Here is a 14,753-nt window from a genome sequence, read left to right on the forward strand (position 1 = left end):
GGGCTTTTTCATGGAGTTTGCAATGATTCGGTTATTACACCGCTTTGAAGAGGCTGGGATTGGCCTCTTACTGGTGGCAATGACACTGTTGGTGTTTATGGAAGTGATTCTGCGCTTCTTCTTCAACGAAGGCCTCCTTTGGGCGCAAGAATTAACACTGTATCTTTCGGCTTGGATGGTTTTAATGGGCGCATCGTGGGGACTTCGCGAAGGCGCGCATATTGGCGTAGATGCTGCCATCAAGCACCTTTCCCCAGAGTTACAAAAAGTTGTCACGCTTATCGCCTTGGCATTGTGCCTTGCCTACTGTGGCCTGTTTCTCTATGGCTCATGGATTTATCTCAGCAAGATGAAAATGATCGGTATTGAGATGGAAGACATGCCGATTGAAAAATGGAAAGCCATGTCCTGTCTGATATTAGGTTTCGGCTTGCTGGCCTTGAGGGTTTGCACCATTGCCTATGAAGTGACGAAAGGCACACGCAAAGGCTTCGGCTTTGTCGATGAAGCGGAAGAAAGTATGCATTTGGCAGAAGAAATAGCGGAGGAAGCGGCTGACAAGGAGAGTAACAAATGACCATCGCAGTACTGTTTGGATTACTTTTCCTGTGCATGTTTATGGGAATGCCGATTGCGATAGCTCTGGGGCTATCAAGTGTGGCAACCATATTGATGTTCTCGAACGATTCTCTGGCGTCAATTTCACTCAAGCTCTTTGAGGCAACCAGTGAACACTACACGCTGCTTGCCATTCCGTTTTTTATTTTGTCTTCGGCCTTCCTCTCGACGGGTGGCGTGGCAAGACGCCTGATTAACTTTGCGATTGATTCCGTCGGTCATGTGAAAGGCGGCTTGGCGATGGCATCTGTCATGGCGTGTATGCTCTTTGCTGCCGTGTCAGGAAGCTCGCCAGCAACGGTGGCGGCCATCGGTTCTATCGTGATTGTCGGCATGGTGAAAGCGGGTTACCCCAAAGCGTTTGCCGCAGGGGTAATTGCCAATGCGGGTACGCTCGGCATTTTAATTCCACCTTCCATCGTGATGCTGGTTTATGCCGCGGCGACAGAAGTGTCTGCGTCACGAATGTTTATGGCAGGTTTCATTCCTGGGCTGATGATGGGTGGCATTTTGATGCTGGCGATATATATCGTTGCCCGCATCAAAGGATTGCCATCTCAACCGTTCCCCGGCTTTGCGGCACTGGCATTTTCAGGTGCCCGCGCACTTGGCGGTTTGATGCTTATCATCATCGTGCTGGGTTCTATTTACGGCGGTGTGGCAAGTCCAACAGAAGCGGCGTCCGTGGCGGCGGTTTACGCTTGGCTCGTCAGTGTGTGGGGTTATCGCGATATTGGCCCGCTCAAAGACGTAGCGTGGCGCAAAGAGGGCGAGAATGCGCTCGCGATGTTGGCGAGAAACCTCGTCTTACTCCCTGTGGTCATGGTGCGCTCTTTCACCGACAAAGAAGTGAACCATGTCGTTAAGGATGCCGCGAAAGTCAGCATCATGCTGCTTTTCATCATCGCTAACGCCATGCTGTTCGCTCATGTGCTGACGACAGAGCGCATCCCACACACGATTGCGGAAACGATTGTGGCGTGGGGGTTACCTGCGTGGGGCTTTTTGATCGTGGTGAACATTTTGCTGCTCATCGCGGGCAACTTTATGGAACCGTCCGCGATCCTTTTGATCATGGCACCGATCTTGTTCCCGATTGCAGTACAGCTTGGGATCGACCCGATTCACCTTGGGATCATCATGGTAGTCAACATGGAAATTGGCATGCTGACGCCACCGGTCGGGTTGAATCTGTTTGTGACGGCGGGTATCACGGGAGAGAGCATGGGCTGGGCGATAAAAGCGGCGTTGCCTTGGCTGGGACTGCTTTTGATCTTCCTGATATTGATCACCTACATTCCACAAATATCGCTGTTCTTGCCAGATTATCTCGACTCGCTACGGGGCTATAAGTCGTAAATAAAAAGGGCGCAAATTGCGCCCTTTTTCATGCTGTTAGCGATTACGCCAGTTTCGCGATAACGCGTTGCAGCATTTGGATACGTGGCTCGATAGAGTCCAAGTCTAGGTATTCTGCATCGCTGTGGAAACCTGCGCCGATAGGGCCCAGACCGTCCAGCGTTGGAACACCCAAGATAGCTGTCAGGTTTGCGTCTGAACCGCCACCTACTGCTTGCCAAGTGATGTTCATGCCAAGCTCTGCGCCAGTTTCTTCAATCATTGCCATCAGCGATTCAGTCTTCTCGCTTGGGGTCATTGAAGGCTTGTACGCCTCACGGTCAAGAACCACAGACACACCGTCGATAAATGGCAGATCTGCCATTGCGCGCAGCTTCTCGTCAACGGCAGCGTATTCGTCGTTGTCCCAGAAACGCACGTCAACAACCGCAGTTGCCAGCTCAGGTACGATGTTCGCACCGTCACCGCCGCTGACGACGCCAACATTCAGTGTGGTGCCAGTGTCAAAGTTGGTCATGCCATTGATGGCAACAATCCACTGCGCCATTTCAGAAATCGCGCTGCGACCGTTTTGTGGTTCGTTACCCGCGTGCGCAGCTTTACCGTTGAAGGTCATCTTGTAGCGCGCCATACCTTTACGCGCTTTAACCAAAGAGCCATCAGCACGCGCCGCTTCGCAAACCAGAACGTGACGAGCATTCACCGCCACAGATTTCAGCCACTCGCTTGAGTGCAAAGAGCCGATCTCTTCATCTGGGTTCATGCAAACACAAATCGACATGTTATCCAGAACCGCTTTGTCCAGCGTGCGCAGCGCGTAAACGATGTTCAGCAGGCCAGATTTCATGTCTGATACGCCAGGGCCGAATGCACGGTTACCTTCAACGCTCATTGGGCGTTTTGCAGCGGTACCAACAGGGAATACGGTGTCCATGTGGCCGATCAGCATCAGATCGATAACGTCGTTTTCAGGCTTGTTGCGAATTTCCAGACCTGGGCCTGCAATGCCGCAATCAACGCGCTTGATGTTCCAGCCGCCCATTTCTTCGTATTTTGCAGCCATGATGTCTGCAACCACTTCAATGCCTTCAACGGTCAGTGTGCCACAGTCAACATTTACCAGTGGACGAAGTTCTTCAAGGTAAGCGTCTAATGAAAAGCTCATAATTACTCCAGAATTCCATTTGGAAAGCTGCGCTGAAAACGTGGTTTGCAGCGCAGAAAGTCAGGGATTACACCAGAATGTTCATCACGAACATTGCGCCAAAGGCATTGATCACAGAGATCAGAATCATGATTGGGATGTAGCGACCTTCGGTACCGATAGGACCCAAGATACGACCCAGATACTGAACCTGAGAACCCATCAAGTAGATAGCTGGTGCCAGAATCGCGATGTGCTCGCCATTCAAAATGCCTTGGTCAAACAGAGTGATCACTACACCTACTGCACCACCCATCGACATCCATGCGCCGATAAGTACCGCAGCGGCTTCACCCGGCAGACCGAAAATTGCCATAACAGGAGAGAATAGGGTGCCCATCATGTCCAGTGCACCGGTGATTTGCAGTGCTTTGATGATAACGAATGCCATCAGAACGTTTGGCACTGTCGACATGGTTGCGATGTTCCAGCCTTTCTTCGCGCCTTCGACGAAGATATCCGTCACCATCGGTTTTTTCGCAGTAGTCATTATGCTTTCTCCTCGGTCAGCGTTTCGTTAGCAGCTTTGTCTTCTTTACCTTCAGTGATGTTCAGGTAGATGCGGAACAGGTTTGCACCCACGAATTTGAAGATAAACATGACGCCAACTGCCAGACCGATAGAAGAGGTCACTGCCATTGAGCCGTCTGCCAGCGTCAGGGTGAACAGCACTGCACCTGATGAGAAGAAGTTAACGATGGTTGCACCAGCAGAGAACTGGAACATGGTGAAGATGTCTGCTTCACGCTTGGTGAGCTGCCCTTCATCTTTGAGCTGGCGGGTCATGGCCGCACCGGCGTCAGTACTTTGTAGTGAGGCGATCAGAGCCAGACCTGTGTTACCCGGAACGCTCATCAGCGGGCGCAGAAGTGGAGTCAAAAGTTTGCGCGCTGCTTCCAGTGCACCGTAGTGCTCTAGAACGTTGATCATGCCCAGTGCGAACATAACGGTTGGGATCAGGGTCAGAGCGAACATGAAACCGTCGCGAGCACCGCTACCGCCTTTACCGCGCATAGAGGTTGTTGCTGCTTCTACACCGTCTGCTGTATCGCTAACTGAGTAAACAACACTACCGAACGAACCGTTCAGCGTGGTGAAATCGAAAATGCCATACCATTGATTAGACTGGAGAAGGCCAGAAAAGAATACGACTGCAAATGCTAGCGCGATGTAGGCGCCAACCGTCACTTTGCGGTCTGAATTTGCCGGTTGCGACATATTGTTCCCTCAAACAAAAATAAAATTGAACGGTTCGATTTTGCTTCAGACTGGGAAACGGAAATTGACGGGGGTCAATATGGGCTACATAAAAACGCGCTGGTGACCTGAATTGCATGGAAATGAGACATGGATCGCTATTCATGCATATTTGCGTCTAATCAGTATGTTGCGGAAAGTGATGAATACTGAAATCAGTCATTTAATGAGTGAATAACTCGGTGTGATAGTTGTGCAACAGAGTTGGTTTGCGGTCGGGTTCAAAATGGATTTTGCGGGGTAAAGACAAAGAAAAAGGCGTCTTGAAGACGCCTTTCTGGGAACATTTACGCGTTTTGCATCTGTGCGGTGGATGCCGTTGCGTGAGTGCTAGAAGACGGAGCCGTTGGCTCACAAGGGTCAACAAACCAGCCCATGTAAGACGTCACAATGGTCACCAAAATACACACGAAGCTGAGCCACATAAATGGGGCATAAGACAAGGTTGCGACGCCCAGAATGCTCGCCATGTAGATGCCGTTGTCACTCCAAGGCACCATGCCTGACGTCAATGTGCCGCCAAACTCTGCGTTACGTGACAGGTTCTTGCGTTTAAAGCCCAGGCGATCGTAGTTCTTCGCACAAATCTTTGGCGTCAGGATCAGCGAAACATACATGGCAGAGCCAAAGACGTTACCGAGGAAAGCGGTAGCAATGGTTGAGGTTGCCAAGCTGCCTGCGGAGGTCACTTTGCGCTCGAAGACTTTTGCGATGGTTTCCAGTACGCCAACTTTATCCAGCAGACCACCAAAGCCTAAACCGAATACGATAACGGCGACCGATCCGAGCATAGACTCCATGCCGCCACGGTTCAAAATAGCATCGATAAAGCTCACACCCGATTCAATGGAGTACGGTGCCCACGCGGTGTTGATCGCATCCAACGGGTTCATGCCTTGAACCACAATCGCCCACACGATGCCGAGCACTGAGCCCAAAGAAATCACAGGGAACGATGGTAAGCGCAGTGCCAACAGCACCAAAACAATCGCCACAGGAATAAAGGAGAACGGCGTGATAACGAACTGTTTTTCCATCGCGACAATCACGTCAGAAACCTGCGCCATATCGACATTGCCTGCGTAGTGAAGCCCGAAAGCGGTGAAAAGCAGCGCGGTAATGATGTAGCTGATCAGGGCGATTGGCAGCATACCTTTGATGTGTTCGACGATTTCAACGCCTGACATGGAAGACGCCAAGATCACTGAGTCAGACAGGGGCGACATTTTGTCACCGAAATAGCAGCCTGAAAGCACGGCACCCGCAGTCACAGGAGCAGGTACACCCAAGCCTTGCCCAATCCCCATCATCGCGATGCCAGCTGTACCTGCCGCACCCCAAGATGTGCCGGTGGCCAATGCTGTGAGTGAGCAAATGATCATGGTGGCAGCAAGGAAGATAGAAGGGTGGATAGCTTTCAAGCCGTAATAAATGATGGTTGGGACGATACCGCCTGCAATCCAGGTACCAACAAGCGCACCGACAGCCAGCAGTATAAGCACAGCACCCAGCCCGTTTGCGATGCCTTGGGTCGCTGCGTGTTCAAGATCTTTGTAGCGATGACCCAGTTTGATGCCCAAACCGATGATCACGAACCAGCCAATGTACAGAGCCAGTTGAATTGGCAGATTGAGTTTCGCCGTGAACGAAAATGCCAGTAAGAGAAACAGACCAAGCGCAGCGAAAACTTGGAAAAGAGAAGGAAGTCGCGCCGAGTGATGTTGCATATTTCAAACCCTTGTTGAGTGTCAGGCCCTTGGCTCCTGCCGAAATATACCGATACAACCTCTAGCTGCAGGTTTAGTGGGCTTTTGTCACTACCATCCTGGCGGCGGACGCATACTTTAGCGAAATAGTCCCTACAGGGGTAACAAGTATTTCCATTTCTCTGGTCTGAGCACTGAAAGTGTTTGTTTTTGTGTGTTTATGTTTTTCTGTGGTTTCTAAGCTGTTAACGGTTGTGGTGATTAAGTGGGGTTGGTTTGTTTTGTCGATGTTTGAATAAATGTAAATATATGGCATTTAATTTTGTATAACAGGTTAACGTCGGCGTCGCGTATCGAAAAGTTAGTTGTACACAGATAGATATACAAAGTGAAAAGATGGGTGATTGATTGTGGAAATATCTCTATTCATTTCAATTTGTTAAGTGGCTTTGTGTGCGGTTTGCTTGTGCTTGCGCGGTAGCAACGGAGAAAAATTACTAAACCGTCGAAGAAAATCGCGTTTAGCTGCAAAAAGATTCAGTTTTTGCTTGTTATTTGTGTCGTTAATTTTCAAGATAGGTGCAGAAGATTAAAACATGGAGTGTGAGAACGAATGAAAAGAGTAGGTTTAGTCGGCTGGCGCGGTATGGTTGGCTCCGTACTGATGCAGCGCATGGTAGAAGAGCGTGACTTTGATGTTATTGAGCCTGTTTTCTACAGCACCTCTCAAGTAGGTATCCCTGCACCAAACTATGGAAAGGACGCGGGTCTTCTACAAAACGCATTTGATATCGAGAGTCTGAAGACGCTAGATATCATCGTTACCTGTCAAGGTGGTAGCTATACCGACGAGGTATATCCGAAGCTACTTGCTGCGGGCTGGAAAGGCTTCTGGATTGATGCCGCTTCATCTCTGCGCATGAAAGACGATTCAATCATCACGTTGGATCCTGTTAACTTCAAACAAATTCAAGAAGGCATCCACAAAGGCACGAAAGCCTATGTGGGTGGTAACTGTACCGTGAGCCTGATGCTGATGGCTGTTGGTGGCCTGTATCAAGAAGGTCTGGTTGAGTGGATGACTTCTCAGACGTACCAAGCGGCTTCTGGCGCAGGTGCGAAAAACATGCGTGAACTGATCAGCCAAATGGGTGTGATCAATGATTCAGTCAGCATGGATCTGGCAAACCCAGCAACGTCTATTTTGGATATCGACCGCAAAGTGGCTGAAACACAGCGCTCTGCGAGTTTCCCAACGTCTGAGTTTGGCGCACCACTGGCGGGCTCATTGATCCCATGGATCGATGTAAAGCGCGAAAACGGCCAGAGCAAGGAAGAATGGAAAGGCACGGTTGAAACCAACAAGATTCTGGGTCTGCAAGATAACCCAGTGCCTATCGATGGTACGTGTGTTCGTATCGGCGCGATGCGTTGTCACAGCCAAGCACTGACGCTGAAGCTGAAGAAAAACGTCCCAATGGATGAAATCGAAGGCATCATCGCCGCACACAACGATTGGGTAAAAGTGATCCCGAACGAGCGCGATATAACCGTTCAAGAGCTGTCCCCAGCGAAAGTAACAGGCACGCTGTCTATCCCAGTTGGTCGTCTGCGTAAGATGGCAATGGGTGATGACTTCCTGAATGCGTTTACGGTTGGTGACCAGCTACTTTGGGGTGCTGCGGAGCCACTGCGTCGCACACTGCGCATCATTCTGTCTGAAGTCGCATAAGACTGAATACATACGAAAAAGCCGCTGCATCAGCAGCGGCTTTTTTATTGCCTGTGACTTTCGATTGAAGACTATTTACAGACAAAAAAATACCCCGCCTTAACGAGGTATTTTCTTTCAAAGGCTTTCAGCTAGAAATTACGCAGCCAGGTTTTGTGCTACGAATTCCCAGTTAACCAGTGCCCAGAATGCATTCATGTAGTCTGGACGCAGGTTGCGGAAGTCGATGTAGTAAGCGTGTTCCCACAGGTCAACAGTCAGCAGAGGAGTAACGCCTTCTTCAGTCAGAGGAGTACCTGCGTTTGACGTGTTCACGATATCCAGAGAACCGTCAGCTTTTTTCACCAACCAAGTCCAAGAAGAACCGAAGTTGTTGATTGCTGAATCAGTGAATTTCGCTTTGAATTCTTCGAAAGAACCGAAAGATTTCGCGATTGCGTCTGCAACGTCACCCGTTGGCTCGCCGCCGCCATTTGGGCTCAGGCAGTGCCAGTAGAACGTGTGGTTCCAGATTTGAGCAGCGTTGTTGAACACACCGCCAGTAGATGTCTTGATGATCTCTTCCAGAGATTTGCTTTCAAGCTCAGTACCTTCGATCAGACCGTTCAGCTTAACAACGTAAGTGTTGTGGTGTTTGCCGTGGTGGTATTCCAGAGTCTCTTGAGAGATGTGTGGCTCTAGTGCATTTTTCTCGTAAGGAAGAGCTGGTAGTTGAAATGCCATTACTCGATTCTCCATGATAGGCGGGGTCTCCCCCTGACATTATTGCTTCCTGTAGATTTGTCGTACACTTTATGAGTGCTTACCTGTAGGTGACGTATCTACTTTATAGGCTGACTGCGGAATAGTTTAGCAAGTTTTTACTTTATTAAAAGAAGAATTTTAAAAAAATAGAGGGAATTTGCCCTTACAGTTTTTAGGCGTTTTTTTCCGAGCATTTCCCAGTTAGAATCGACGTAATCATCACACTTTGTGTTCGAGGAAGTAATGGAAACTATTGATAAAATCAAACAGCAGATCGAAGAAAACGCAATTCTGCTTTACATGAAAGGTTCGCCTAAGCTGCCAAGCTGTGGCTTCTCGTCTCAGGCTAGCCAAGCTCTGATGGCATGTGGTGAGAAATTCGCTTACGTTGATATTCTGCAAAACCCAGATATCCGTGCTGAGCTGCCAATCTACGCGCAGTGGCCAACGTTCCCACAACTGTGGATCGAAGGCGAGCTGGTCGGCGGTTGTGACATCATTCTGGAAATGTTCCAGAAAGGCGAACTACAGCCAATGATCAAAGAAGCGGCAGCGCGCCGTGACGCAGCAGAAAACGAATAAGTTTTCGAGTTGAATCAAAAAAGCCGCTGAAAATCAGCGGCTTTTTTGTATCTGTTGTTTTTAGCTTATTGACGCTGTACTACAGCATCATCGCTGCCAGCCAACCAAAGCCAATCAATGGCAGGTTGTAGTGGATAAAGGTCGGCACAACCGTATCCCAGATATGCTCATGCTGACCATCGGCATTAAGGCCAGATGTTGGACCCAGAGTCGAGTCTGAGGCAGGTGAGCCTGCATCACCCAGTGCTGCTGCTGTACCTACCAGAGCGATGGTCGCCATTGGCGAGAAGCCAAAAGCCAGTGCCAGCGGTACATAAATGGTCGCGATAATTGGAATGGTCGAGAACGATGAGCCGATACCCATGGTAACCAGTAGACCAACGACCAGCATCAGTAATGCGGCCAATGGCTTGTTGTCGCCAATGCTTGAAGACAGAGAGGCAACCAGCGTCTCAACGCCGCCAGAGGCTTTCATTACCGCCGCAAAGCCTGCAGCAGAAATCATGATAAAGCCAATCATTGCCATCATGTGTACGCCGCGAGTGAATACGTCGTGAGAGTCTTTCCACTTGATGACGCCGCCAAACGTAAACACCATGAAGCCAGCCAACGCACCGACGATCATTGAGCCAGTTTTTAGCTGAACGCCCAGTGCAACCACGATTGCGATAACCGCCACCCAAACATTCCAAGGCTTGAACTGCGTCTTTTCAGGCTCTGCTGCCAAGATCAATTCTTCAGAATATTCACGCGGTTTGCGGTAGCTGATAAACACGGCCAGCAACACACCAAACAGCATGCCTGCGGCCGGTAACAACATGGCTTGTGGGACTTGCGCGGCAGTGACATCCAGACCGTTATCATGCAAGTTCTTCAGCAGAATGTTGTTGAGGAAAATACCACCGAAACCAATAGGCAGAACCATATAAGGCGTGATCAGACCAAAGGTCAGTACACATGCAACCAAACGGCGGTCCATTTTGAGTTTTGCAAACACATGTAGCAAAGGTGGAATAACAATAGGGATAAACGCAATGTGAATAGGAATGACGTTCTGAGACGACATCGCCAACAGACCCAGAGCAACCAACACTGAGTATTTCAGCGCAGAGGTAGCATTCGGGTTGTCATGGCCATTTAGCTTTTTGATAACCGCTTGCGCAAGCAAGTCAGTGATGCCAGAACGGCTGATAGCAACGGCAAAGGTACCGAGCATGGCGTAGCTAAGTGCGATTGTCGCACCGCCGCCCAAGCCACCTTCAAATGCGGAGATGGTTTCTTGCAGTGTCAAACCACTGACCACGCCGCCAAGGATGGCACTAAATGTCAGCGCGACAACAACGTTCACTCGTAAAAGAGCCAACACCAGCATCACGCAGACGGAAACGACTACTGGATTCATTACTTCTTATCCCTACAAAAAAATCGCCCAATCCCGGCGAAAAAACGTCCCAAATAGATTGATGTCACAAAAAACACAGTTTGCGCGTTTTTTTTACATTGTCGAGAGGAATTTAACGGAAAAGGAAAAAAAGAAGAAGGCCAACGCAAAGTGGCCTTCAAAGCAGGGAATATGCGGGCTACAGCCGTTTATTGGGAGGTAGAAAGAATGCTGCTGTTATCAACATCCAGTGTCTTTCCGTCGCCGCCAATAAAAGAGGCGATTTGCTTCAGCATTTGCTCGTTAGCCGCTGCACTTGGCGTGGTACTCAACAATGAAGAGTGTCCACCTTCAGTAAACAACAGGGCACTTTTGACGGTTTGGTTTGAAACCGACGTTGTAGTGGCCGTTAATCCCAAAGGCTCAATGAGAGGCAATGTGCCGCCGCTTGGAGAATAAACCTCGTAAACGGTTGAGTTGGCTTTGATTGGCGTATTCTCTTTGAGCTCATTTGGAATGGTGGCATCGCCTGCTACCGAAGACAGATAAACCGGGATATCACTACCAATTGCGCTGGCATGGTTGATTGGGTCTACTGAATCAAGAACAATTTGTGCTGCGCCAGCGTACGCGTCAAACGCAGCGTAAGCAGGTTGCAACGCGGCGTCAGGGGAGTTGGCCTGAAAGCCTGCGAAGCAGGTTCCCAAATCGTTTAACAAATTATTTTGCTGACAGAATCCAGCGAAACTTTGGTTTGCTCCCGCCAAAAGGTTGCCTTTCACAAAATTGCCAAATGCGCCTGAGTTGAGCAGTAGATACGGAATTCCGCCGCCGGGGTTAGCCAGTGCCACCGCATTGATGTTGAATAGGTACGTGTCTGCAGTCGCGTTATTGACCGAGCGGTTAGCTACGTTTCCAACGTCAACCCCAGTAATTGCCCCCAGTGAGTGACCGACAAATGCCACGCCTTTGTTCGGGTCTAGGTTATCGAGTGGGGTATTTGTCGTTCCCCCTTGCAACAAGAACAAAAACACTCGGCCGATGGAGGCGCGAAGGTTAATGACGTCAATTGCACTTTGTCTCAAGTTGTCACGTGCAACGGGCAGCGCACCAAGATTGAGATAAACAGCGGGGCTGCCTGTGGTTGCGCTGAGTTGTTGCGAGATAGCACGCTCACCGTGAAGTGGATGATCAATGGCGAAAATGGCGACACAGTTATCACCAATCAAACCATCAGCACCCGCTCCTCCGTTATCAGTAAGGGTCTCTTTACGCGATGTAATACCATGCTGGAAAATGGTGGCACGTACCTTTTCTCCCTCTGCACAGTTAGCCGAAGTCGGCATCACTAATGTAACAGGCACATCCTGCACTGAGCGCAGTTTGGGCACTGGGCTGTATTGCGTGATAAGCCGTTCTGCATCAAGTTGGCTGCCATCTGCTTTGGTCAGCGTTGCACCGACAAGTTTTGGCACCACCTCGGCCTGCTTAACGGGATCGGTAGAGACAGTAGCAAGGTCGGCTTCAGAGATGTCCAAACTGCTTAATTGGCTCAAAAGCGCGGCTTTGTCTGACGCTGAGCCACTGGATACGGTATTGGTGATCGCTGCCAGACTCGGCATACCACTTTGCCAAGGCATCGTTGAAAATGTTGCTGCGTCCTTGCTCAAGAAATAAGGGAGTTTTACGGACAGTGAAAGGACGGTATTTCCACCCGCTGTTTGGGTTGGCGCAACGGCTTGAGGAGACAGTGAGAAGAGTGCCGCCAAGTCAGCCGCATCCACACTGCTTTCAATCGCTGAACCTTTCCATACATCGGCGGGCGTACCAAGAATGGCTAGAGCGGTTGCTTGCTTGGCGGCATACAAAACGGCTCCGGCAGGCGTTGTACTGAACCAGGTTGAAAATGTGATGTCCTCCGACGGAACCCCCGCTTTTTCAAAATCGGCTTCGATAGTATGTGTAATGGATTGTGCGGGTTTTAGTGCATCACTCGGCGGTGTGGCTTTGTCTTTCAACACGGCATAGGAAGGGGTAATCCCCACGCTTTCTCCCATTACGTCTTTTAAGTCCTTGGTGACGGCATACATGTAATTAGCACCAGGGCTGAGCGGCTTTTTCAGCGTCACGGTCAACGTTTTTCCGGATGCGCTAACGGTGTAATCATCGCCTTCTGACAACAAGGTCGGGGTGACATTTGAGGACGATGACGTAGGGTTAGAGCTGGACATCAAACGAAAGCCCTGACTTGCCGTTGATGTATCTAAATCATTTCCCGTAAAAGAAATGTTGATAGGTGAGTGTGTTCCCCAGCCATCTGTTTTACCGACAGCGGTTTCTGGATTCGAAATGTCTGTGGAGTACCCGGCACTTCCAACGGAACCTTCCGCTGCAATCGTACCGTCATGCCTATCGATAGCGAGAAAGCTGGGAGTGACAACCGTTGGCACGGGATCTAACAAATCAAAGTCAACTTTTGTTGGTGCATTCAGACTATCTGCAATATCCGGATCGACCGTAGGTTCACCTGATAAACCGGAGTCATTACATGCCGATAAAAGGGCGGCAGAAACCATCATGGCTAAAATTTTCGTTTTCATAAAACGCCTCATGAACTGCAAATCGATGAAAAGTTAGAAGGTGTAGTTAGCCTGCATGGCATATATCAGGGCGTTTCCTGAACTGTCGAAGTTTTCACCGTCTTCTGAGAAGGTGCCGGATTTACTGTCGATGAGCGTAAAACCTGCATCAAAGGAAAGATCGCTGCTGTATTGATAGGTCGCACCGATGGAGTACCAGTATCGATCGGTATCAGGAATACTCAGCGTTGCTTCACCTGCTTGTTCATCAAAGGCAAAGCCAGCGCGCACTAACCATTGGTCATTGAGGTGGTGTGTTACGCCCAGCGACCAGCGAAGGGCATTTTCATAATGTTCTTCTTTGAGGAAACAAATGCCAGCACCATCAGAAGAGTTACATCGAGGGTTTGTTGCTCGAAGTTCTTTGAATTGGCTCCACTCAGTCCAAAGCACGGAGTAATGAACTGCCCATTCAGGATCAACCTGATGAAAGCCAGAAAACTCGAAAGTGGCGGGGAGGACGGCTTCCAAGTCGCCTTTAACCGTGGTGCCAGGAGGCAGACGAGCGGCGATGCCAGTGTGGTCAGTAAAATCACCTTCAAAATCCAACGTCACTTCTGAGCGGTAAGCAAACCCAAAGCGATTGTTACTATCCAGTTCATACAGCGCACCGACATTCCATCCGAAACCGAATGTGTCACCTTCCATGGTGATCAGCTTGTCTGAAGGATTACGTTGCAGAGGGACGGCCAGAATCCCAACGTGCCGGTTAAGCTCTGCAATGCCATAAACCGCACTGAGACCTGCACCTAAGCTCCAATGATCGTTGGCTTTCCACGCGATATTCGGATTAAAGGTCACGCTAACGAGCGAGGTATCGCCTGCAGAACTGCCTTGGTTGAAATCATCTGGGTAGTCGGTTGCGACCCCGTACCCCGTAAAGAGTGCCACGCCCCATGAAAATTGGTCGTTGATAGGGGAGATGTAATAGGAAGCGGGCACAATGGCGTATGGAGCGACATCTTTAGCGGATTGCTCCCTAGATGGTCCAGTGTGTGAAACGTCTACATTCGGGTCCACGAAACTGATGACACCCGATGTCGTCGCGCGGTCAAACACTGTCATGGCTGCAGGGTTACGAGATAACACGGAAGCGTTATCTGCCGTTGCGGCTTCACCTGCAAAAGCCCGGCCGAGACCACTGGCGGAATGTTCGGATACTTGGTAACCCGCACTCCATGCGAGTGATGATGTGCAAGCGACTGCGATTGCAATTGCCGTCTTCAAAAGTTTTTGTGACATACAGCCTCTCTGTCCGTTAGAGATGTCCGATGAAATACATGTGTAACTTATTGTTTTAATATGTTTAAAAGATGAGACGAGGTGAGAGTGCATTGCTGCATACAGCTGGTCGGATCTTTTCGCTGAGTAATATGGCACGCAATATCGGATTGTTAAACGTCTGTTAAATTGACGATTTTGGACAAAAATGCAGATGGAATGACGTACGGAAAAGGAAAAGAGCGTTTGAAGTGAATACTCTAAAAGTGAAATATCACTATTGAGTATAATGTTATTAGTAAGTTAGCGG

Annotated in this window: 12 protein-coding genes; 4 read left to right on the forward strand and 8 right to left on the reverse strand. The window is 49.5% G+C overall.

The annotated features are described in order from the left end of the window. Window positions 1-22: 22 nt before the first annotated feature. A complete protein-coding gene (locus ATN88_RS23540; protein ID WP_067419928.1) occupies window positions 23-577 on the forward strand; it encodes a TRAP transporter small permease in 555 nt (184 codons plus the stop codon). Beyond that, window positions 574-1,977, forward strand: a complete 1,404-nt coding sequence (locus ATN88_RS23545) for a TRAP transporter large permease (protein WP_067419929.1) — start codon at window positions 574-576, stop codon at window positions 1,975-1,977. Before ATN88_RS23540 ends, ATN88_RS23545 begins: the two co-directional genes overlap by 4 nt. A 43-nt stretch (window positions 1,978-2,020) precedes the next feature. Here ATN88_RS23545 and ATN88_RS23550 read toward each other — a convergent pair whose 3' ends face one another. From ATN88_RS23550 to nhaC, 4 genes are all read right to left on the reverse strand, one after another. Then, window positions 2,021-3,142 (reverse strand): M20 family metallopeptidase, encoded by a 1,122-nt coding sequence (locus tag ATN88_RS23550; protein WP_067419930.1) that lies wholly within the window; start codon window positions 3,140-3,142, stop codon window positions 2,021-2,023. Between the two features lie 67 nt (window positions 3,143-3,209). Then, a complete protein-coding gene (locus ATN88_RS23555) occupies window positions 3,210-3,671 on the reverse strand; it encodes a YjiG family protein (RefSeq protein ID WP_067419931.1) in 462 nt (153 codons plus the stop codon). After that, window positions 3,671-4,399 (reverse strand): nucleoside recognition domain-containing protein, encoded by a 729-nt coding sequence (locus tag ATN88_RS23560; RefSeq protein ID WP_067419932.1) that lies wholly within the window; start codon window positions 4,397-4,399, stop codon window positions 3,671-3,673. Before ATN88_RS23560 ends, ATN88_RS23555 begins: the two co-directional genes overlap by 1 nt. 326 nt (window positions 4,400-4,725) lie before the next feature. Continuing rightward, entirely contained in the window at window positions 4,726-6,165 is a 1,440-nt protein-coding gene (nhaC, locus tag ATN88_RS23565) for a Na+/H+ antiporter NhaC (RefSeq protein WP_067419933.1), read from the reverse strand. Between the two features lie 592 nt (window positions 6,166-6,757). Between nhaC and asd the strand changes: the two genes are divergently transcribed. Then, complete coding sequence (gene asd, locus ATN88_RS23570) at window positions 6,758-7,876, forward strand: aspartate-semialdehyde dehydrogenase (protein WP_067419934.1); 1,119 nt, start codon at window positions 6,758-6,760, stop codon at window positions 7,874-7,876. 138 nt (window positions 7,877-8,014) lie between these two features. On the opposite strand, the gene sodB is transcribed toward asd, so the two are convergent. Then, on the reverse strand, window positions 8,015-8,599 hold the full coding sequence (gene sodB / locus ATN88_RS23575; RefSeq protein WP_067419935.1) for a superoxide dismutase [Fe]: 585 nt from the start codon (window positions 8,597-8,599) through the stop codon (window positions 8,015-8,017). A 264-nt stretch (window positions 8,600-8,863) separates the two neighbouring features. Between sodB and ATN88_RS23580 the strand changes: the two genes are divergently transcribed. Continuing rightward, the gene (locus ATN88_RS23580) at window positions 8,864-9,202 is read left to right on the forward strand and encodes a Grx4 family monothiol glutaredoxin (RefSeq protein WP_067419936.1); all 339 of its coding nucleotides are present in this window, start codon (window positions 8,864-8,866) and stop codon (window positions 9,200-9,202) included. 79 nt (window positions 9,203-9,281) lie between these two features. Here the strand turns inward: ATN88_RS23580 and ATN88_RS23585 are convergent, their stop codons facing one another. From ATN88_RS23585 to ATN88_RS23595, 3 genes are all read right to left on the reverse strand, one after another. Then, window positions 9,282-10,604, reverse strand: a complete 1,323-nt coding sequence (locus ATN88_RS23585) for a Na+/H+ antiporter family protein (RefSeq protein WP_067419937.1) — start codon at window positions 10,602-10,604, stop codon at window positions 9,282-9,284. 188 nt (window positions 10,605-10,792) lie between these two features. Continuing rightward, the gene (locus ATN88_RS23590; protein WP_067419938.1) at window positions 10,793-13,183 is read right to left on the reverse strand and encodes a VolA/Pla-1 family phospholipase; all 2,391 of its coding nucleotides are present in this window, start codon (window positions 13,181-13,183) and stop codon (window positions 10,793-10,795) included. Window positions 13,184-13,216: 33 nt separating this feature from the next. Further along, window positions 13,217-14,464 (reverse strand): outer membrane protein transport protein, encoded by a 1,248-nt coding sequence (locus ATN88_RS23595; RefSeq protein ID WP_067419939.1) that lies wholly within the window; start codon window positions 14,462-14,464, stop codon window positions 13,217-13,219. Window positions 14,465-14,753 lie beyond the last annotated feature (289 nt).

The sequence above is a fragment of the Enterovibrio coralii genome (assembly GCF_001559595.1).
GTDB lineage: Bacteria > Pseudomonadota > Gammaproteobacteria > Enterobacterales > Vibrionaceae > Enterovibrio > Enterovibrio coralii.

What these genes read in the sequence shown, in the direction of transcription:
- ATN88_RS23540 (WP_067419928.1), top strand. Translation starts at nt 23, where the DNA reads ATGATTCGGTTATTACACCGCTTTGAAGAGGCTGGGATTGGCCTCTTA.
- ATN88_RS23545 (WP_067419929.1), top strand. Translation starts at nt 574, where the DNA reads ATGACCATCGCAGTACTGTTTGGATTACTTTTCCTGTGCATGTTTATG.
- ATN88_RS23550 (WP_067419930.1), bottom strand. Translation starts at nt 3,142, where the DNA reads ATGAGCTTTTCATTAGACGCTTACCTTGAAGAACTTCGTCCACTGGTA.
- asd (WP_067419934.1), top strand. Translation starts at nt 6,758, where the DNA reads ATGAAAAGAGTAGGTTTAGTCGGCTGGCGCGGTATGGTTGGCTCCGTA.
- ATN88_RS23595 (WP_067419939.1), bottom strand. Translation starts at nt 14,464, where the DNA reads ATGTCACAAAAACTTTTGAAGACGGCAATTGCAATCGCAGTCGCTTGC.
- ATN88_RS23555 (WP_067419931.1), bottom strand. Translation starts at nt 3,671, where the DNA reads ATGACTACTGCGAAAAAACCGATGGTGACGGATATCTTCGTCGAAGGC.
- ATN88_RS23580 (WP_067419936.1), top strand. Translation starts at nt 8,864, where the DNA reads ATGGAAACTATTGATAAAATCAAACAGCAGATCGAAGAAAACGCAATT.
- ATN88_RS23585 (WP_067419937.1), bottom strand. Translation starts at nt 10,604, where the DNA reads ATGAATCCAGTAGTCGTTTCCGTCTGCGTGATGCTGGTGTTGGCTCTT.
- ATN88_RS23590 (WP_067419938.1), bottom strand. Translation starts at nt 13,183, where the DNA reads ATGAAAACGAAAATTTTAGCCATGATGGTTTCTGCCGCCCTTTTATCG.
- nhaC (WP_067419933.1), bottom strand. Translation starts at nt 6,165, where the DNA reads ATGCAACATCACTCGGCGCGACTTCCTTCTCTTTTCCAAGTTTTCGCT.
- sodB (WP_067419935.1), bottom strand. Translation starts at nt 8,599, where the DNA reads ATGGCATTTCAACTACCAGCTCTTCCTTACGAGAAAAATGCACTAGAG.
- ATN88_RS23560 (WP_067419932.1), bottom strand. Translation starts at nt 4,399, where the DNA reads ATGTCGCAACCGGCAAATTCAGACCGCAAAGTGACGGTTGGCGCCTAC.